At 41.6% G+C, this 18,818-nt stretch carries 21 protein-coding genes; all 21 read right to left on the bottom strand.

The features are described from left to right. Positions 1-14: 14 nt before the first annotated feature. The 21 genes from GSY63_RS13620 to GSY63_RS13520 all read right to left on the bottom strand — a co-directional run bounded on the left by GSY63_RS13620 (position 15) and on the right by GSY63_RS13520 (position 18,815). Positions 15-1,484 carry a complex I subunit 4 family protein gene (locus GSY63_RS13620; protein ID WP_166586374.1) on the bottom strand — a complete coding sequence of 490 codons (1,470 nt, stop codon included), beginning with the start codon at positions 1,482-1,484 and terminating at the stop codon, positions 15-17. Positions 1,485-1,506: 22 nt separating this feature from the next. Continuing rightward, positions 1,507-3,405: an NADH-quinone oxidoreductase subunit L gene (gene nuoL, locus GSY63_RS13615; RefSeq protein ID WP_166586373.1), complete on the bottom strand. Its 1,899-nt coding sequence runs from the start codon at positions 3,403-3,405 to the stop codon at positions 1,507-1,509. 140 nt (positions 3,406-3,545) lie between these two features. Beyond that, on the bottom strand, positions 3,546-3,875 hold the full coding sequence (gene nuoK, locus GSY63_RS13610; RefSeq protein ID WP_166586372.1) for an NADH-quinone oxidoreductase subunit NuoK: 330 nt from the start codon (positions 3,873-3,875) through the stop codon (positions 3,546-3,548). Beyond that, positions 3,875-4,375 (bottom strand): NADH-quinone oxidoreductase subunit J family protein, encoded by a 501-nt coding sequence (locus GSY63_RS13605; RefSeq protein ID WP_166586371.1) that lies wholly within the window; start codon positions 4,373-4,375, stop codon positions 3,875-3,877. The genes nuoK and GSY63_RS13605 overlap by 1 nt, the downstream gene beginning before the upstream one ends. A gap of 58 nt (positions 4,376-4,433) precedes the next feature. Continuing rightward, entirely contained in the window at positions 4,434-4,931 is a 498-nt protein-coding gene (locus GSY63_RS13600; RefSeq protein WP_166586370.1) for a NuoI/complex I 23 kDa subunit family protein, read from the bottom strand. Between the two features lie 15 nt (positions 4,932-4,946). Further along, positions 4,947-5,996 (bottom strand): NADH-quinone oxidoreductase subunit NuoH, encoded by a 1,050-nt coding sequence (gene nuoH / locus GSY63_RS13595; protein ID WP_166586369.1) that lies wholly within the window; start codon positions 5,994-5,996, stop codon positions 4,947-4,949. Continuing rightward, positions 5,996-6,997, bottom strand: a complete 1,002-nt coding sequence (locus GSY63_RS13590) for a 2Fe-2S iron-sulfur cluster-binding protein (RefSeq protein WP_166586368.1) — start codon at positions 6,995-6,997, stop codon at positions 5,996-5,998. The genes nuoH and GSY63_RS13590 overlap by 1 nt, the downstream gene beginning before the upstream one ends. A gap of 2 nt (positions 6,998-6,999) precedes the next feature. Continuing rightward, complete coding sequence (locus GSY63_RS13585) at positions 7,000-7,395, bottom strand: gamma-glutamylcyclotransferase family protein (protein WP_166586367.1); 396 nt, start codon at positions 7,393-7,395, stop codon at positions 7,000-7,002. 144 nt (positions 7,396-7,539) lie between these two features. Beyond that, positions 7,540-8,901, bottom strand: a complete 1,362-nt coding sequence (nuoF, locus tag GSY63_RS13580) for an NADH-quinone oxidoreductase subunit NuoF (RefSeq protein ID WP_166586366.1) — start codon at positions 8,899-8,901, stop codon at positions 7,540-7,542. Beyond that, complete coding sequence (locus tag GSY63_RS13575; RefSeq protein ID WP_166586365.1) at positions 8,901-9,425, bottom strand: NADH-quinone oxidoreductase subunit NuoE family protein; 525 nt, start codon at positions 9,423-9,425, stop codon at positions 8,901-8,903. The genes nuoF and GSY63_RS13575 overlap by 1 nt, the downstream gene beginning before the upstream one ends. Next, positions 9,418-10,629: an NADH-quinone oxidoreductase subunit D gene (locus GSY63_RS13570; RefSeq protein WP_166586907.1), complete on the bottom strand. Its 1,212-nt coding sequence runs from the start codon at positions 10,627-10,629 to the stop codon at positions 9,418-9,420. Before GSY63_RS13570 ends, GSY63_RS13575 begins: the two co-directional genes overlap by 8 nt. A gap of 4 nt (positions 10,630-10,633) precedes the next feature. Then, positions 10,634-11,140, bottom strand: coding sequence for an NADH-quinone oxidoreductase subunit C (locus GSY63_RS13565; protein WP_166586364.1), 507 nt, complete (start codon positions 11,138-11,140; stop codon positions 10,634-10,636). After that, entirely contained in the window at positions 11,140-11,682 is a 543-nt protein-coding gene (locus GSY63_RS13560; protein WP_166586363.1) for an NADH-quinone oxidoreductase subunit B, read from the bottom strand. The genes GSY63_RS13565 and GSY63_RS13560 overlap by 1 nt, the downstream gene beginning before the upstream one ends. Before the next feature lie 118 nt (positions 11,683-11,800). Beyond that, positions 11,801-12,172, bottom strand: coding sequence for an NADH-quinone oxidoreductase subunit A (locus tag GSY63_RS13555; RefSeq protein ID WP_166586362.1), 372 nt, complete (start codon positions 12,170-12,172; stop codon positions 11,801-11,803). An 87-nt stretch (positions 12,173-12,259) separates the two neighbouring features. After that, a complete protein-coding gene (locus GSY63_RS13550) occupies positions 12,260-13,978 on the bottom strand; it encodes a tetratricopeptide repeat protein (protein WP_166586361.1) in 1,719 nt (572 codons plus the stop codon). Between the two features lie 22 nt (positions 13,979-14,000). Then, on the bottom strand, positions 14,001-14,918 hold the full coding sequence (locus GSY63_RS13545; RefSeq protein ID WP_166586360.1) for a PstS family phosphate ABC transporter substrate-binding protein: 918 nt from the start codon (positions 14,916-14,918) through the stop codon (positions 14,001-14,003). Between the two features lie 231 nt (positions 14,919-15,149). Then, on the bottom strand, positions 15,150-15,977 hold the full coding sequence (locus tag GSY63_RS13540) for an energy transducer TonB (RefSeq protein WP_166586359.1): 828 nt from the start codon (positions 15,975-15,977) through the stop codon (positions 15,150-15,152). 41 nt (positions 15,978-16,018) lie between these two features. Continuing rightward, positions 16,019-16,555: an ExbD/TolR family protein gene (locus tag GSY63_RS13535; protein WP_166586358.1), complete on the bottom strand. Its 537-nt coding sequence runs from the start codon at positions 16,553-16,555 to the stop codon at positions 16,019-16,021. A gap of 3 nt (positions 16,556-16,558) precedes the next feature. Next, positions 16,559-17,173 (bottom strand): ExbD/TolR family protein, encoded by a 615-nt coding sequence (locus GSY63_RS13530; RefSeq protein ID WP_166586357.1) that lies wholly within the window; start codon positions 17,171-17,173, stop codon positions 16,559-16,561. Between the two features lie 89 nt (positions 17,174-17,262). Further along, positions 17,263-18,090 (bottom strand): MotA/TolQ/ExbB proton channel family protein, encoded by an 828-nt coding sequence (locus GSY63_RS13525; protein WP_166586356.1) that lies wholly within the window; start codon positions 18,088-18,090, stop codon positions 17,263-17,265. A 383-nt stretch (positions 18,091-18,473) separates the two neighbouring features. After that, a complete protein-coding gene (locus GSY63_RS13520; RefSeq protein WP_166586355.1) occupies positions 18,474-18,815 on the bottom strand; it encodes a translation initiation factor in 342 nt (113 codons plus the stop codon). Between the last annotated feature and the right edge of the window lie 3 nt (positions 18,816-18,818).

The following is an 18,818-nucleotide window of genomic DNA, read 5'->3' as shown; positions in this document are numbered from 1 at the left end:
CGTGGCTTTGGCTATTAATATTTGCCTGCCCGTAAAATTTTATCATTAACAGATTGTACCAGTTCTTTAACCGAAGCATCAGAAAGGTGCATCACAATATTCGGGAATACACCAAGGAAAACAATCAAAACACATATAATACCCAACACCAATTTCTCGGTACCGGTAATGTCGGTAAAAAGTAGGGTAAGTGCATTGGTTTCACCTTGCATCACCTTCTTGTACATACGGAGCATATAAACCGCACCCAATATGATGGTTAAACCAGCAGACGCAGCCAGCCAGATGTTATACTCATACATACTGTTCAACAGTAAAAACTCACCGATGAAACCATTAGTTAAAGGTAATGCTACCGTACCTAATACAATGATCAGGAACGCGATGGCAAATTGCGGAGCAACCTTCGCTATGCCGCCCATCTCGTTCAGGTCGCGCGTTTTTAACCTGCGGCTGATGATATCCATAATGAAGAACATACCCACTACGTTGATACCGTGGTTCAGCATCTGGATCATAGCACCTTGTACGCCGCTCATTGTCCAGGCAAAAACACCTGCGGCAATTAAGCCTACGTGAGCGATTGACGAATATGCGATTAAACGTTTACCGTCTTTTTGGTTAAAGGCAATTAGTGAAGCATACACGATGCCTATAACAGCTAAAGTGATCACCACGTATTGCCAGTGGTCGAAACCAAGGGGCACAACAGGGATCATCCAGCGGATAGCGCCATACACACCCATCTTCAGCATAATACCCGATAATAACATGGTACCTGCTGTAGGCGCTTCGGTATATGTATCCGGCTGCCAGGTATGGAAAGGAAATACCGGCATCTTGATAGCAAACGCTAAGAAAAACGCCCAAAACACCCAGCTCTGTTGTTTTAAAGAAAGGGTAAGGCCATAAAAGTCTTGAATATCATAAGTACGTGCAGGCGTTTGTAGGTGCAGGTAGATAATGCCTAACAACATAAACAACGAGCCCGCGAAAGTATAAATGAAAAACTTGATGGTAATTTTGATGCGGTTCTCGCCGCCCCAAAGCGCACAGATAAAATAAATTGGCAACAGGGCTGCTTCCCAGCTTACGTAGAACAAGAAACCGTCTAACGCTGTAAATACAACCAGCATGGCGCTTTGCATAAACAAAATAAGCGCATAAAATGCGTTGGCATTTTTATGGTTATGGTTATAAGATGCTAAAATGATAATTGGTACCAGTAAGGTATTTAATAATACCATAACCATGCTAATACCATCTATACCCGCCGTGAAATAAATACCCAGTTTAGGTATCCACGGATAGTCTACAGCAAATTGGGTGCTTGCATTGGGTACAAATTTGGTAATAAAGAAAACAGCAAGCCCAAGCTCAATAACAGAAAACAAAAGCGCCGCATGCTTTGCTGTTTCGTTTTTAAACAGCAACACGGCAAGTGCTGCAACAAGTGGTAGAAAAAGTAATATAAGAACCGTCATTTCCTAATTGTAACGCTTGTGGCTAAAATTTTAAACTATAAACCAATACGGCAATAATACCTATCACCATCATAAATATGTAGAAACCGACATTACCAGTCTGCAATAAACGCAAACCTTTGCTCGATTCTACGGTACCGCTTCCCAAGCCATTCACTAATCCGTCGATACCCATTTTATCAACTACTTTATAGAAGAACACCGAAATCGCATCAAGCGGCTTGCGGATAATCGTATCATATAATTCGTCGATATAAAATTTGTGGTATGATAATGCTGTTAGTAGCGGACGCTCTTCTGTATCCGCTACAGGGATATCTGCCTTGCTGATATATTTGATATAAGCATAGACCAATGCAATAACCGCAGCACCTACAGAAATAGCCATTAGTCCCATTTCTGGAATACCGCCTTCGTGGCCGCCTTCTTTAGCTTCGCCAAATAATGGAGTTAACCAGTGTGCTAACCACTCGTGACCTCCTAATATTGCCGGAATGTTTAGGGCACCGCCAAATACCGAAAGAATAGCTAACACGATCAACGGGATAGTGATAGTTGCCGGCGACTCATGTAAATGATGCTCTTGCTCGTGTGTGCCTCTGAACTTACCGAAGAAAGTAAGGAACAACATGCGGAACATATAGAACGAAGTGAACATAGCCGTAATAACACCGATGTAATACATAATCGGGCTATACTGGTATGTATGTGCTAAAATTTCATCTTTAGAAAAGAACCCTGAGAATGGAGGAATACCTGATATGGCAATAGTCCCCATCAGCATAGTCCAGAACGTAATAGGCAGTTTTTTGTAAAGGCCACCCATTTTACGCATGTCCTGCTCGCCGCTTACCGCGTGAATAACAGAACCTGCACCAAGGAATAACAACGCTTTGAAGAAAGCGTGTGTAATAACGTGGAAGAATGAGCCAGTATAAGCGCCAACGCCTAAACCTAAAAACATGTAACCTAATTGAGATACGGTTGAATAAGCCAGTACCTTTTTTATATCTGTTTGAGTCAATGCAATCAGCGCAGCAAATACTGCAGTTGCTAAACCAATAATGGCAACAATGTTGGTAGTAAACGGAGCCAGATCGAACATTACGTGCGAGCGTGCAATCATATAAATACCTGCTGTAACCATGGTAGCAGCGTGGATCAGCGCCGAAACCGGAGTTGGGCCGGCCATCGCATCTGGTAACCAGGTAAACAATGGAATTTGCGCCGATTTACCTGTGGCACCTACAAATAACAACATGGTGATCAGGGTAAGCACATGCGTTACCTTTGCACCATGTAAACCTGGCACCTTAGCAAACACTTCGTTAAAGCTTACACTGTCGAAGTAATGGATCATTAAAAATATAGCGATCAGGAAACCCAAGTCGCCGATACGGTTCATAACGAAGGCTTTTTTAGCAGCATCTGCATAATCGGCGTTGGTAAACCAGAATCCGATAAGCAGGTATGAGCATAAACCTACGCCTTCCCAACCTATAAACATTACTACGTAGTTAGAACCCATAACCAGCAGCAGCATAAAAAATACGAACAGGTTTAGATAAGCGAAAAACTTACCGAAGCCTGCATCATCATGCATATAGCCTATAGAGTATAAATGGATCAGGAAACCTACGCCAGTGATGATCAATAGCATTATGGCGCTTAATTGATCTACCAGGAAAGCAAATGGAACGGTGAAATTGCCAACCTTAATCCAAGTGAATATGTTTACTTCGATAGGGTGACCGGTTGATTGTACTTGTAAAAATGCTTCAACACTTAAACCGAAGGCAACGAGGATAACCAGGCTACCAATGGCACCGATCAGATTTTTAGGTAAAGCATTTCGGCCGAGTCCGTTAATAATAAATCCTGCAAGAGGCAGTAAAGGAATAAGCCAGAGATAATTATTCATTGTTTTACGTTGGACGTTTTTTACGTTTTACGTTAGACGTGATACGTTTTTACGTTGTCTTCTTTTTAACCTTATTGTATATTTTACTGAGATCAAATTCGAAACCCAAAGCCTTGGGCACGAAATTCGAAATCAAAAACTTACCATTTCAATCTGCTCAACACATTGATATCTGTTGAGTGCGTATTTCTGTAGATCATTACGATGATAGCCAACCCAACAGCAACTTCTGCTGCGGCCAGTGCCATAACGAAAAATACGAATACCTGTCCTGATGCATCGCCCTTGTAAACAGAGAATGCAGTAAGTAACAGGTTTACGGCGTTAAGCATCAACTCAACCGACATAAATACTACGATAGCGTTACGACGGATTAATACGCCGATTACACCGATAGAAAAAATAATTGCGCTTAACAGGATGTAATGATTAAGCGGAACAGTTTGTATGGTTTCTGTGATGTTTGCCATTATACAGTTGCTCTTTGTTCTTTTTTAGCCAATAATACCGCACCTACCATTGCTGATAAAAGCAACACAGATGATATCTCGAACGGCAGTAAAAACTCGTTGAATAAAACTTTACCTAAGTTTTTAACTAAACCTAGATTAGCATTTTGCAATATAACCGGGTCTGACTTTGCTGTTAGCTTTAATGTACCAACTAAGGTTACCAGTAAACAACCACCTGCAATTACACCGGCCAGCTTAACCAAATAATGCTTGCCAGGTTCGGCGTCCTTATTAAGGTTGAGTAGCATCATCACGAATAAGAAAAGCACCATAATAGCCCCCATGTAAACGATAAAGTTTACTACAGCCAAAAATTGTGCGTTTAATAAAACGTAATGGATGGTAAAGGTGAAAAAGGTGAGTATCAGATACAACACACTATGCACCGGATTTTTTGCAAAAATTACCAGCAGTGAAAAGAAAATAGATAAAAATGCGATGAAGTAAAATGTACTCATGATGTATTACAAAATACCTTTGCTCATTTTAAAAGATGGGCAAAGGTATAAAACTTCTTTATTGATTTAATGGTGGCTCAACTAATTTGTCTTTGCCGTATATAAAGTCTTTTCTTAAAAAATCCGTAGGTACAATATCCCCGTCCAGATAAATAGCCTCTTTAGGACAAGCTTCTTCGCATAGTCCGCAGAAGATGCAACGCAACATATTGATCTCGTAAACTGCAGCGTATTTCTCTTCGCGGTACAGGTTTTCTTCACCCGGCTGGCGCTCGGCTGCCGTCATGGTGATGGCTTCTGCAGGGCACGATAATGCGCAAAGGCCGCAAGCTGTGCAACGCTCCTTGCCTTCTTCATCGCGTTTAAGCGAGTGCTGGCCACGGAAGTTTTCAGAAAACTCACGTTTTTGCTCAGGATAGCTGATGGTTACCGGCTTCTTAAAAAAATGCTTCATCGTAATGCTCAACCCCTTCGCAATCTCTGGCAGATATGATCTCTCCAGCAGCGTGAGTGGTTTAAAGTCAAGTACTTTTCGCTTATTACTTAATGGTTCCATTATCCTAGTTCCGTTCTATTTAAAAAAGGTCATAAAAAGGCCTGTCAACACAATATTAAAGATAGCCAATGGGATCAAGGTGCGCCAGCCCAGGTTCATCAACTGATCGTAGCGGAAACGCGGGATAGTCCAGCGAACCCACATAAAGAAGAAGATGAATCCGAATACTTTAGCAAACATCAACACTACACCTAGTATAACCGCAGCGTTAGGGCCTACCGACGCAGCAACCGAATCCATAAAAGGATAGTTATAGCCACCAAAATATAACGTAGCCATTACTGCCGATGAAATGAACATATTGATGTACTCTGCAAACAGGTAAAAACCAAGTTTCATCGATGAATATTCGGTATGATAACCACCTACCAACTCGGTTTCACATTCCGGTAAATCGAATGGGCTGCGGTTGGTTTCTGCAAACGCACATACTATAAAGATGATGAAACCTAGTGGCTGCTTGAAGAAATTCCAGGTGAAATAACCATTAGCCCAAAAACCATGTTGCTGTGCAGCGATATCTTTTAAACTTAACGACCCCGACACCATAATAAGCGCAATGATAGATAAGCCCATAGAGACCTCGTAACTGATATTTTGCGATGCGGCACGGATAGCACCTAATAACGAATACTTGTTATTAGAAGCCCAGCCACCGATCATGATACCATAAACACCTAAAGATACTACACCGAAAATGTAAAGGATACCAACGTTAATATCTGTAACCTGAAGATCAACTGTTCTGGAACCAAATTGTAAAGATTGTCCCCACGGAATAACTGCAGAACCGATACAGGCCGTCATGATGGCCAGCGATGGACCAACAATGAACAATAAACCACTTGCACGGGTTGGGATAATCTCTTCTTTCATAAACATTTTACCACCATCTGCTAACGGTTGTAAAATACCCCAAGGACCAGCTCTGTTTGGGCCTACCCTATCCTGAAAAAAGGCAGCAACTTTACGCTCGGCGTAGGTAGAGTACATAGCAACTACCAGGCTGATCAAAAAGATCACTACAATAAGTATAAACTTTATACCGATATCTAAAAGTTCCATTATAGTCTTGTCTCCCTTTCAAATTGATCTTTATTCGCTTCCTGCAATAATGGATTAGTTTTAACCACAGGCAGCGGCTTTAATGTATCGTAATGGTTTGAGCTGATAACCGATTTATGAGAAACCTTACGCGGGCCTTCAATAACCCAATCAGCAGTTTTCTTTTTATCAAAACGGCAGGTGTTGCAGATAAACTCCTCAACCTCGCCATATACATCTTTACGGGCAGTAACGCGGATAACATCCTCGCCTTTGTACCATAAAGTAACCTTACCATTACATTTTTCGTGATCGCAATCGCGGTGTGCTTCTACAGGTTTGGTAAACCATACCCTGTTTTTAAAGCGGAAAGTTTTGTCGGTTAATGCACCTACCGGGCAAACGTCAATTACGTTACCAGAGAAATCGTTATCAACTGCTTGTTGAATATAAGTCGAGATCTCGGCATGATCACCACGGTTTAAAATACCGTGTACACGTTTATCAGTAATCTGATCGGCAGTGAAAACGCAACGGTAGCAAAGGATACAACGCGTCATGTGCAGCTGGATCTTATCGCCAATATCGATACGCTCAAATTTACGACGATCAAATTCGTAACGTGTTTTGGCCGAACCGTGCTCAAAACCCAGATCCTGCAGGTGGCATTCGCCAGCCTGGTCGCAAACAGGGCAATCCAGCGGGTGGTTGATCAACAACATTTCTACCACACCTTTACGTGCTTCGATAACCTCGGGCGATGTAATGTTTTGCACTTCCATGCCATCCATTACCGTGGTACGGCATGATGCTACCAGTTTTGGCATAGGGCGAGGGTCTTTTTCAGAACCTTTGCTCACTTTAACCAAACAGGTACGGCATTTACCGCCACTGCCTTCCAGTTTCGAGTAGTAGCACATAGCCGGTGGAACGATGTCGCCCCCGATCTGCCTTGCGGCATTCAGGATGGTGGTTCCCGGCTCTACTTCAACAGGTATTCCGTCTATTGTTACTTTAAACATTATTAACCTTTATTTCTAATAAAAGCGAGGTAATCGCCGTTCATTATTCTCTTATGTTCCGGGCGAATCGCTTGCTGATAAATATATATCCAGCTTTCGATGGTTTCGCCGTTGGGTATTTCTATCTCTTTCTTCTTCCTGATGTATTCGGGCTCATTATCAAACAAGCCTTCATATTCATCAAGTATTTCAAATACCTTATCTATTTCGCTAACAAGGTATATTTCACCTTTCACATCTCCGGTTGGTTCTTCAACATAACCGGGGTAGTTTCCTAAATCATACAAAGCGCCTTTTACGGTTGCTTCGCTGATAAATTGCAAGTGCTCCTCTACCGGAAATCTTGCCTTATGCTTAAAGTCCTTCAGTAATGTTCCGTAAACAAACAGATACTCCATTGTAGAACTTTATAATATCTATCACTTCATTCAGAGCCTCACCCAACCCTCTCCGGAGGAGAGGGCGTTGCCTCCTTTTTTAAAAGTCTCCCCTATCGGGGGAGATTTAGAGGGGGCTTCCCCGCAATGACGCCTGTATTTCTCTTATCCTGCTTTCTCCGCAATAACCAGCGGATCAGCATAATGCGCAATACCATAGTTACGTGTTACCGCTGTTGCCGCATTGGTAACGTGCCATTCAAATTCATCTCTGAAGTGGCGGATCGCACTGGCTACAGGCCAAGCTGCTGCGTCACCCAGCGGACAAATGGTATTTCCCTCTATCTTCTTAGAAACATCAACCAGTAGGTCCATGTCGCTCATTTTACCGTGGCCGTTTTCTAAACGATGTAAAACTTTCTCCATCCATCCGGTACCCTCACGGCAAGGCGAACATTGTCCACAACTTTCGTGGCTGTAAAAACGGGTGAAATTCCAGGTATTACGAACGATGCACTGATCTTCGTCGAACGCGATAAAACCGCCCGAACCCATCATGGTACCGGTAGCAAAACCACCGTCTGATAATGATTCGTAACTCATTAAGCGAGCTTCGTTGCTTATCGTTTTTAAGAATAAGTTAGCAGGTAAAATTGGCACTGATGAACCACCGGCAACAACCGCTTTTAAGCGTTTGCCATTGGCAATACCACCACAATACTCATCGGAGTATAAAAACTCTTCGGCCGGTAAACCTAAGTCAATCTCGTATACACCTGGTTTCTTAACGTTACCACCTGCAGAGATCAGTTTAGTACCTGTACTACGGCCAATACCGATTTTCGCATACTCGTCGCCACCATCGTTAATAATCGGCACAACAGCAGCGATAGATTCTACGTTATTTACCACAGTTGGGCAGCCATACAAACCAGCTATCGCCGGGAAAGGTGGCTTAATACGTGGGTTACCACGCTTGCCTTCCAATGATTCTAACAGTGCAGTTTCTTCACCGCATATATAAGCACCGCCCCCTGGCTGAACGTAAAGTTCCAGATCGTAACCTGTACCCAATATGTTTTTACCTAAAAAGCCGGCGTTCTTAGCTTCAGCAATTGCCTTTTCCAGTATGCGGATCTGCGGCATCATTTCACCACGTACGTAGATGTATGATACTTTAGCGCCCAATGCATAGCTGGCAACAATCATCCCCTCAATTAATAAGTGAGGGATATAGGTCATCAAATAACGGTCTTTAAAAGTACCTGGTTCTGATTCGTCGGCGTTACAAACCAGGTAGCGTGCTACACCTTCTGGCTTAGCCAAAAAGCTCCACTTCATACCCGTTGGGAAACCCGCACCACCACGGCCACGTAAACCCGATTTTTTAACCTCTTCTACCACATCCTCTGGCGAAAGGGTTTTTAAAGCCTTTTCAACAGAAGCGTAACCACCTTTAGAGCGGTAAACATCATAAGTATTGATGCCCGGTACGTTTATATGTTCAAGTAATAATTTGCGTGCCATTAGTTATTAGCTTTTGCTGTTAAATCACTAATTAACTGATCTACCGAATCCGGTGTTAAATTTTCGTAGAAAGTATATTCAGGGCCAATCTGCAACACCGGGCCAAAGCCGCAGGCTGCAAGGCACTCTACGCCTCTCCAGCTAAATAAACCGTCGGCAGTAACTTCGCCTTCCTTAACACCTAATTTCTGTTCTAGGTGGTCCATTATTTTCTCGGCACCTACTAAACAGCATGGGCCGGTACGGCAAACTTCTAAAAGATATTTACCCTGCGGACGCAATAAGTACATGGTATAAAAGGTAGCAACCTCATAAACCTCTATTGGTTCAATATTTAAGTAAGCAGCTACTTTATCCATAGCCACCGGACTTAACCAACCTAATTCGGCCTGTACGTCGTGCAGTATAGGCAACAAAGCCGACTTTTGTTTACCCTCCGGATAGCGGCTAACCTTATCAGCAAATTTGCTCAGCAAATCGGCAGAAAATTCAACAGGCTCCTGGGTATGTTCAACTTTAAGCATCTAACTCTCCGGCAATAATGTTTAAACTACTCATGTTAATAATGGCATCAGACAGCATCATGCCGCGGCTCATTGGTGCATACATCTGATAGTTGATGAAGCTTGGCCTGCGGAAGTGCAGGCGGTAAGGCGAGCGGCCGCCATCGTTAACCAGGTAAAATCCAAGCTCGCCGTTGGTTCCTTCTACACTATGGTAAACTTCGCCAACCGGAGTTTCAATTTCGCCCATCACTATTTTAAAGTGATAGATCAATGCTTCCATATTGTTGTACACTTCCTCTTTTGGAGGCAGGTAAAACTCAGGCACATCAGCGTGGAATATATTTGGATCTTCTTTTTCTACTTTAGCCAGGGCCTGCTCAATAATGCGCAAGCTCTGCCACATTTCTTCGTTACGTACCAGGAATCGATCGTAAACATCGCCTGTTGTACCTACCGGAACTTCAAAGTCGAAATCTTCGTAAGAGCAATATGGGTTCATCGCTCTAACATCGTAGTCAACACCGGTAGCACGTAAGATCGGGCCGCTCCAGCTATAGCTTAAAGCAGTTTCGGCGGTAACGGGCGCTACGTTTTTAGTACGATCAACAAATATGCGGTTACGGTTAAACAAGTTCTGAAACTCGTTTAACGCTTTGGGGAAATCTTGTAAAAACTTACGGGTTTTGGCAAAAGCGATATCATTAAAGTTACGCTCGAAACCACCGATACGGCCAACGTTAGTTGTCAAACGCGATCCGCAAACCTCCTCGTAAATTTCATAAATGGCTTCGCGGTGCTCCATCATGTAAAGGAAACCGGTAAAGGCACCGGTATCAACACCCAATACCCCATTACAAATAATATGGTCGGCAATACGCGAAAGTTCCATGATGATGATACGCAGGTAGTCCACACGTTTAGGTGTTTGGATACCCAACAGCTTCTCAACCGTCATATGCCAGCCCATATTGTTAATCGGGGCCGAGCAATAGTTTAAACGGTCGGTAAGTGGCGTAATCTGATAAAACGGCCTGTGTTCTGCTATTTTTTCAAAAGCACGGTGTATATAACCAATGGTTGAAACACCGCTTACAATACGCTCACCATCCAACTGCAAAACGTTTTGGAAAACGCCGTGGGTAGCGGGGTGAGTTGGCCCTAAGTTTAGGGTTGATAACTCACTTTGTAAATTAGTGTCGGTATATGCCGGAAAATCTTGCATCGTTCTATCTTCCAAAAAAATAATCTTTTTTATCTACCCTGTTCGGATCTTCCAACGGATACTCTTTACGCATTGGGTACACCGTCATATCATCCACATTCAGTATGCGGCGTAAATCGGGGTGACCGGTAAAGTTAACACCAAAGAAATCATACGTTTCGCGTTCCATCCAGTTCGCGCCATGCCAAAGCACCGTTGCCGAAGGCGTATTTACATCACCATCAGCCAAAAACAACTTAACACGGATGCGGATATTATTTACCAGGCTATGCACGTGGTAAATAACGCCAACCTCTTTGCCCTGTTGCTCCGGGTAGTGTATAGCAGTAATATCTGTTAAATAGATAAACTGTAATTCTTTATCTTCTTTTAACCAGCCTAATACATCAATAATTTGCTCGCGTGTTGTTTCAACAGTAAGCAAACCATAGGGCTCAGTTGCATTGGCTACTTTATCGCCAAATTGCGCAGTTAACTTTTGAAGCAGCTCTTCGTTGGTTATCTTACCCATTATAAAATTCCGTATTTAGCTAATAAAGCCTGGTACTCAGGCGTATCTCTTCTGCGTAAAGATTCTGTTTGAACCAATTTCTGAATATTCATGAAGCCATCGATAATAGCTTCGGGGCGCGGAGGGCAACCTGGCACATAAACGTCAACCGGAATAACCTCATCAATGCCTTGCAAAACAGAGTAAGTATCAAATATACCGCCGCTTGATGCACAAGCACCAACAGCCATTACCCAACGGGGTTCGGCCATTTGAAGGTATACCTGACGAAGCACAGGCGCCATTTTTTTAGAAATAGTACCCATAACCATCAGCAAATCGGCCTGACGCGGCGAGAAACTTAAACGCTCGGCGCCGAAACGAGAAAGGTCATAATGTGAAGCCATAGTGGCCATAAATTCGATACCGCAGCATGACGTTGCAAATGGCAAAGGCCAAAGCGAATATGAACGTGCTAAACCAACGGCTTTATCAAGAGATGTGGCGAAAAACCCCGCCCCCTCTACACCCGCAGGCGCATCAACTATTTTAATATCACTCATTGAATTATCTCAAAAAAGATATGTTACCCGCTTAACGGATATACACAAAATTACAAATAAATTACGTTGCTAATGCCACTGTGGGGCTTAGCGAAGCGTATTTAGAATCAATCTAAACCTATTCCCAGTCTAAAGCGCCCTTTTTGAGGATGTAGAAAAAGCCAAGCAACAGTGTACCCATAAAAATGAACATTTCGATCATGCCATCTTTACCCAAATCGCGGAAGTTTACCGCCCATGGATACATAAAAATTACCTCCACATCAAATAATACAAACAGTATGGCTACCAGAAAGTATTTAATGGAGATAGGGGTACGCGCATTACCAACTACTTCGATACCCGACTCAAATGGGGTAAGTTTATCTTTTGTATTACGCTTAGGGCCTAGTTTGTGGGTAGCAAACATTGTTGTTACCACAAAACCGATGGCTACAAGCATCTGAAATATAATCGGCAGATAATTAACCGGTAAACTGTGTACTTCCATGGTGCAAATATAGCAATGAGATAAAATAAAAAAAGACCTCTTTTGCAGAGGTCTTTTTTTATTCAGCTTTTAAGCTGAATGTTGTTTTTATTTTCCTTTAGCCGGCGCTCCGCCTTTTTTAGCGAAGTAAGCCTGGACTGATTTATTTGTTGGATCCAGATCGCGGGCCTTGGTGAAGTTATCGTCAGCCTTCGCAGCATCCTTTTCTTTAAACTGATAGAAGTTACCCATGTAAGCGTAAGCTTCTGCTAAGCTTTTCTTCTCAGTGTCTTTTACACCACGTGCAGTAACCTGGGTAATATAAGCTTCGTAGTATGGCTTAGCAAAACCTTTGATGTTGTTTCTGTCGGTTTCGCGCAACTCACCAATACGTGCACGGAATAAAGTTACGTCAGGAATTGGAGTTGTTGCTCTTTGCTGAATTTTGCTGAATGCAGAATCTGCATTGTTAAGCATGTTGGTATCAGCTTTAGCTTTAATAGCAGGATTAGTGTTGTAGTAATCATCCTGATATGCATAGTAGTAGCTAACGCCCTCGTTCAGGTAATCCTGTAGTTTAGGGGCTTTAGTTTTTTCAGTATAAACTTTGTAAGCCTCACCTGCCTGTGCATATTGCTTTTTAGCATAGTAGTTTTTAGCGATCTCAACGAAAACATCTGTCTGAGTTGAATCTAACTGGTACGCTTTACGTAAAGCCTGGATACCTAGTGAATCCTGACCTGATTTTAACTCTAAACGGCCTAAGTAAAGGTAGTCACGAGGGATGATACGTTTTTCACCAGCCTGGCTAATCCATTTGTTCATTGCAGTTAAACCGGCAGCATAGTCACCGTTTTCATAAGCCGAATAGCCTAAGTAACGGTAAACACGCAGGTTTGAACCAGCTGACGCTGATAATGCAGCAGCTTCTGTTTGCAATGTTTTGTAATCACCAGCCTGGATCAGGAAGTCGGCATAACGCATGCGAGACTCTGTAGACATATCCGTTAAGCTGATATATTTACGGTATTGATCAGCAGCTTGTTTTACTTTTTCTGACGCCATTTTTGGATCAGTTAAAGCCCAACGAAGATCAGTTTCAGCCCACTCACGGTAAGCAGGACCGAAATTAGGGTCGATGCTTAATGCCTTTTGGAATTGCTTTTCAGCATCTTCAAAGTTGTTGGCAAATTTCCAAAGTACACCAATCTCTACGTTAGCAAGGGCAGACTGAGGATTAATATTGGTAGCATCTGAGTAATATTTATAAGCCTCAGAGCTTTTTAATTGAGAGCGGTAAGCATCACCTAGGGCGATGTTAACATCAGCATCTTTAGGGTTTGCAGCAAGGCCTTTGTTCAAAACAGCAATGGCCGCGTTTGCATCTGCTGCAGAAACTGCTTTTGCACCGTTATTTAATAACAGATAACCTTTACCAATGTATAAATATGGCTTGCTGTCTTTTCCCGCCATTGAAGTTGCTTTATCAAAATTTTGAGTAGCACCAGAGTTATCTTTATCTAAATGCGCCAGCACACCTAAACCTGCATAGTTTAATGCTGATTTTGGGTTAGCTGCAACACCTTGATTAAATACTGCTTTGGCAGAATCTGCATAATCTTGTATGGTGTATACCCAACCTAAATAAAAGAAATTCTCATCTTTTGTAGGTTGTGTAGTGGTAAGGTTCTTTAAGATTGATTTAGCTTTTTGATATTGTTCGGCGTCAATAGCTTTTTTGGCGTCGGCAAGACTCTGCGCAAAAACTGATGAACCTATAAATACCAAGCCCGCTGCGGCATACGCTACTTTACTTATTAGTTTCATGGCTTAATTTATAGTTTGTTAGTTACTTTTTAATATTAATTAATCGCTGCGGTATCGAATCTGGCAATAAGCCCGACTTTAAAATGATCCGCTGCCCCCTTTCGCTTGTTATAAAATCCGCAAACCCTCTACCCAAGCCCAATTTGCCTGTACTGTTAATAATGTACAAACGGCGACTTAGCGGATATTGCTTTAGAGCAAGTGTAGTCTGTGAAGGTTTAAAGTACTCGTTGGCAAATTCTTTACTTGCTTCATTACGTACGCCAACAATTTTAACGCTGTTAGCGGCAGCAGCATAATCAGCATCAGGGTCGTTAAGCCAGCTGAAACCGATAATGCCAATGGCGTTCTCGTGCTGGTTAACATAATTTAGTACTTCTTTGTTAGATTTTAACGCGTAGATATTTTTTTGCACCAACTCTTTACTCCCTGTAAACTCTTTCAAATATCTTACCAAACTTGAGTTCGGATTATCAAAAACGATACTCTTGTCTGTTTTAGTATTCCCGGCAAGCATATTTTTTATGTCACTTACCGTTATCAGCGTATCATTTGACGCTTTATTAACAATTATCGCTACTGCATCAACTGCAAATGGCAATATTTCTGGTGGTAAGGTACGATTTTTCAAAATCCTTACCTCATTTGTGTCCAATTCTCTCGACAAAATAGCCACCCTAACACTATCATTTAAGAAACTACGCAATACAGCATTCTCCGTCTGGTAGTTAAACTTCGGTTTTGCCTCCGTATAAATACCGGTAAAAACAGCCGCCTCTTCGTCAACAATTGGTTTAAATGATTCGTCTGCTGCTATGGTGATAGTGCCTTTGTGGGGCTCATCGTCATTGGCATTATAGCTGTTAACTTTTTGCTTACATGTTATGAATAACAATATTGCGACAAACGTTAGCAGTATTAGCTTAATGCTATTATTCATTTGCATCATCTTTCTTAAACAATCGTGAAAATCTTAGTATGGCATAGATTATTACCAACGATCCGAAAAGGATACGCTGCACTTTAGATAGATTTAGAGGCATTCTGTCCCAAAACATGATCATAAGGCCAAGGGCCAGTATGAAAACAAATGTAGTAGCTCCTAAAATAAGCAAAAACCGCCTTTTGAGCGATTTTTGCTTATCATGAATTTGATATGACATGAAGATTATTATTGATCTTGCAGGGTAAAGCTGATTGGCACGGTGTATTGTTGCCTTACAGGTCTACCGTTTTGGATACCTGGTTTCCATTTCGGAGAAGCTTTCAATACACGTACTGCTTCTTCGTCTGTACCGCTACCTAAACCGCGTACTACGTGAATATCTGTAAGTGAACCGTCTCTTTCAACAACAAACTGTACAATTACACGTCCTTGAACGTTATTTTCACGTGCTACGGCTGGGTAACGAATGTTTTTACCAAGGTAAGCACCAAATTTCTCTAAACCACCAGGGAACTCTGCAGATTGCTCAACAGAAGTAAAGATCTGGTTAGGGTCCTCCTCAACAACTTGTTTAACGTCTGATTTACCAACCGGCTCATCAATACGGATCTCAGCGTTAGGGTCACCCTTAACATCTTGCTGACCTGGGTCTGCAGTTTTTAATTCAGTGATAGTTGGTGGATCTTTTTCACGCACCTCGTTATCTGGCTTCACAATCGGAGGCGGGAAACGAACCTGGTCTACCTTTGGTTTAGGCGGCTCAGGAGGCGGCGGAGGTGGTTTTTTAGTTTGATCTACTGGTGGCGGTGGTTGTAATACCACATCCGTAATTTTGACTTTCTCGTCAGCTTTCGGAATGATACCCGAAATCCAATTGATGATAGTTGGCAAAGAGATAACAAAAACAAACAGTACGATAGCTATCACCAAAGACTTATTAACATTCTTCGGGTTTTCTTTTCTTAGCTCGTAAGCACCGTATTCTTTGTTACGACCTGCAAACACAACATCAAGCCATTCGGGCTTCAATATGTCTAACTTTGATCCTAACATCTTTTAGGTTTTATTTTTTAAACGCTATTAATTAACTAATATTATTTATAGATGCCTTGCTTGGTAAGCTCATCTACTTCAGCTTTTGTAATGTCAACAATACCATAGCTTTGAATGTTTGCGATTGCCATTTCATCAAGAATGTCAACTGTGTTTTTATACACAGATTTATCACTTGGTTTAATGATTACGAACATATCTTTACCGGTTGATGCCTTAACTTTCTGACTGTTTTCAAGCAATGTTTTACGGATGCCGTCTTTGCCGTATCCTTCAACTGTAGGTGCAGATTTACCAGGTTCACCAATGTACCATTCTAACTTGTCATCGCTGCCAAGTAAAATAGTCATGGTTCTGGAAGCCGCTACCGCCATGTTGTCGTCCTGCTTTTTCTCATTTTTATCCGGCATTGTCAAGTCCATTGCCTGGGGCTTGTTCAAGGTAGTGGTAAGCATGAAGAAAGTGATCAACAAGAACGCTAAATCTACCATTGCTGTTAGATCCACACGAGTTGATGCTTTCTTACTTCTTACCTTCCCGCCTTTGCCCTCCTTGGAGGAGGTGTCTAATTCTGCCATGTTTTATTTTTTAGCACTTCTTAAAGAAGTAATTAAACTAAACTTGTTAACTTCTTGTTTCTGCAGGATATCGATAACCTTTTTAATGGTCGGATACTCTTCTTTGCTATCACCTTTGATAGAAATACGCAGATCTGCGTTATTCAAGGCTCTAGTAGCTAAACGAGCTTCACGAACCCAGTTAAACAATTCGTTACTTACCGAGTCGGTAGGGATACCTGGTTGTTTAAAGGCCTCGCGCTGATCGCTCTCCAAATCCAGGTATTGTTTCATCTGGTTCATTGGCACACCAACAGCCTGCATGTTCGCGTATCTGGTCTTCTCGGTTGGCGTAAAAGAAATATTGCCGTATTTCTGACCCATTTGCTCAAGAGTTGCCTCGCGAACCTTTGCGCCGGTGATGTCAAAAAACACTTTACCTTTTCCAACTACAAGCGTAGCGATATTTTCTTCCGGTTGTTTAATAGTAACTGTCGAAGCAGGTACATCCAACTCTACCGGATCTGGTACTTTTGGTTTTGCTGTTAAGATGAAAAACGTAAGCAGCAGGAACGCAACGTCGCACATGGCCGTCATGTCTGTTACTGTACTTTTTCTTTTAATTTTTACTCTGGGCATATTGTCTGTTTATTAAAAATATCAAGTGAAGGTTATATATATCCCCTCTTATAAAAATAAGAGGGGACCAAAACTATACACTAAATATCTTAATGTTTGTGAGATGCAGCAAATGTTTGCACAATGCTGAAACCAGTTTCGTCAATAGCATAAGTAAGTTTATCAATCTTAGAAGTAAAGATGTTATAGAAAATGATTGATAAACATGAAGTTAAGATACCGATAGCGGTGTTGATCAACGCCTCAGAGATACCAGCTGCCAGTTGTGATGAACTTGCTGCACCTGAAGTACCTAAAGCCGCGAAAGCCGCGATCATACCACGTACTGTACCTAACAGACCGGTTAAGGTACCGATTGATACTAAAGTAGCGATGATAGTTAAGTTTTGCTCTAACATTGGCATTTCCAATGCAGTAGCTTCTTCGATATCTTTTTGGATAGCTAAAGTTTTTTGCTCAACATCCATGTTGGCTTCAGTTTCCATTTCTTTGTATTTCTTTAAGCCAGATTTGATAACGTTTGCAACAGAACCTTTTTGTTTGTCGCACTCTGCAGAAGCTGCATCGATGTTACCAGCATTTAAGAAACCTTGAATTCTTTTAACAAAGGCATCAACGCTGCTTGTACCAGAAGCTTTACCGATTACAATAAAACGCTCGATAGAGAAGATAAATACCATTAACAGGTAAGTTACAAGTACAGGTACAATTGGGCCACCTTTGTGTACTGTACCAAAATAATCGGCTGGATCACCTTCTGGGTTACCACCTTTAAAGTGACTTGGGTCACCTAAGATGAACATATAGATCAAGATTGCTACTACAAATGCGATTGGAATTGCAAGTGTAGCGAATACGCCTGAAGTACCTGAGCTTTCCTTTTTAACCGGTGTAGTTGGTTTTGGTGCGTTTGCCATTACTTTTTAAATTTTAGTTTTTAGTTTTTGTTTATAATATAAGTTAATTAATGTGCATGCTCTAAATGCGGATAACAAAGCTAATGTTTTAATTATTACAATAGCTTACTTAACAATTATTTAACAACATCAGAAATCCGCAGTTCTCTAAGTTATTAAGTAACATCTAATCGTCAAAAAAATTGTATCACCCGCAGACAATTTTTTACAATAAAAACTATTTTTTTTAATAATAACAAGCAATATCCTACAAAAAGTGTGTAACTAAGGTGATATAGTGTCGATTTCACAATTACTGAGTGAAAATATCACTTAGTTTACAGCTTGTTATACAAAGCTAAATTATTAAATAAATTTTAACACTTTGTTTATTAGCTATTAAATTATCCGCCTGCCTTTTTTGCTTTGTAGCCGTCGGCTTGCAGATAGCCAAGTATTTTATCTCTAAAATCGCCCTGTATTAGTATCTCGCCATCTTTTACAGAACCACCTGTCCCGCATTTCGACTTTAGTTTTTTTCCTAAGACCTCCAGATCTTCATCGGTTCCAATAAAGCTGTTTATACGTGTTACCAGCTTGCTTCCCCCTTTTCTATCCAGAAAGATCTTCAAATTTTGTTGCTGCGGAGGCAACGTATCCTGGCCATTATTGTTTTCTGTTTGGTACTGAAAATCAGGATCGGTTGAATAAACTACCCCAAACGTCTGCTTATTTTTATTTGCCATAAC

The organism is Mucilaginibacter agri (assembly GCF_009928685.1).
Lineage (GTDB): Bacteria > Bacteroidota > Bacteroidia > Sphingobacteriales > Sphingobacteriaceae > Mucilaginibacter > Mucilaginibacter agri.
Note: the sequence above shows the minus strand (reverse complement) of the source record. Positions and strands in the feature narration are given on the sequence as shown.

Excerpts from the sequence above, each read along its gene's own strand:
- GSY63_RS13620 (WP_166586374.1), bottom strand. The coding sequence starts at position 1,484 with ATGACGGTTCTTATATTACTTTTTCTACCACTTGTTGCAGCACTTGCC.
- nuoL (WP_166586373.1), bottom strand. The coding sequence starts at position 3,405 with ATGAATAATTATCTCTGGCTTATTCCTTTACTGCCTCTTGCAGGATTT.
- nuoK (WP_166586372.1), bottom strand. The coding sequence starts at position 3,875 with ATGGCAAACATCACAGAAACCATACAAACTGTTCCGCTTAATCATTAC.
- GSY63_RS13605 (WP_166586371.1), bottom strand. The coding sequence starts at position 4,375 with ATGAGTACATTTTACTTCATCGCATTTTTATCTATTTTCTTTTCACTG.
- GSY63_RS13600 (WP_166586370.1), bottom strand. The coding sequence starts at position 4,931 with ATGGAACCATTAAGTAATAAGCGAAAAGTACTTGACTTTAAACCACTC.
- nuoH (WP_166586369.1), bottom strand. The coding sequence starts at position 5,996 with ATGGAACTTTTAGATATCGGTATAAAGTTTATACTTATTGTAGTGATC.
- GSY63_RS13590 (WP_166586368.1), bottom strand. The coding sequence starts at position 6,997 with ATGTTTAAAGTAACAATAGACGGAATACCTGTTGAAGTAGAGCCGGGA.
- GSY63_RS13585 (WP_166586367.1), bottom strand. The coding sequence starts at position 7,395 with ATGGAGTATCTGTTTGTTTACGGAACATTACTGAAGGACTTTAAGCAT.
- nuoF (WP_166586366.1), bottom strand. The coding sequence starts at position 8,901 with ATGGCACGCAAATTATTACTTGAACATATAAACGTACCGGGCATCAAT.
- GSY63_RS13575 (WP_166586365.1), bottom strand. The coding sequence starts at position 9,425 with ATGCTTAAAGTTGAACATACCCAGGAGCCTGTTGAATTTTCTGCCGAT.
- GSY63_RS13570 (WP_166586907.1), bottom strand. The coding sequence starts at position 10,629 with ATGCAAGATTTTCCGGCATATACCGACACTAATTTACAAAGTGAGTTA.
- GSY63_RS13565 (WP_166586364.1), bottom strand. The coding sequence starts at position 11,140 with ATGGGTAAGATAACCAACGAAGAGCTGCTTCAAAAGTTAACTGCGCAA.
- GSY63_RS13560 (WP_166586363.1), bottom strand. The coding sequence starts at position 11,682 with ATGAGTGATATTAAAATAGTTGATGCGCCTGCGGGTGTAGAGGGGGCG.
- GSY63_RS13555 (WP_166586362.1), bottom strand. The coding sequence starts at position 12,172 with ATGGAAGTACACAGTTTACCGGTTAATTATCTGCCGATTATATTTCAG.
- GSY63_RS13550 (WP_166586361.1), bottom strand. The coding sequence starts at position 13,978 with ATGAAACTAATAAGTAAAGTAGCGTATGCCGCAGCGGGCTTGGTATTT.
- GSY63_RS13545 (WP_166586360.1), bottom strand. The coding sequence starts at position 14,918 with ATGAATAATAGCATTAAGCTAATACTGCTAACGTTTGTCGCAATATTG.
- GSY63_RS13540 (WP_166586359.1), bottom strand. The coding sequence starts at position 15,977 with ATGTTAGGATCAAAGTTAGACATATTGAAGCCCGAATGGCTTGATGTT.
- GSY63_RS13535 (WP_166586358.1), bottom strand. The coding sequence starts at position 16,555 with ATGGCAGAATTAGACACCTCCTCCAAGGAGGGCAAAGGCGGGAAGGTA.
- GSY63_RS13530 (WP_166586357.1), bottom strand. The coding sequence starts at position 17,173 with ATGCCCAGAGTAAAAATTAAAAGAAAAAGTACAGTAACAGACATGACG.
- GSY63_RS13525 (WP_166586356.1), bottom strand. The coding sequence starts at position 18,090 with ATGGCAAACGCACCAAAACCAACTACACCGGTTAAAAAGGAAAGCTCA.
- GSY63_RS13520 (WP_166586355.1), bottom strand. The coding sequence starts at position 18,815 with ATGGCAAATAAAAATAAGCAGACGTTTGGGGTAGTTTATTCAACCGAT.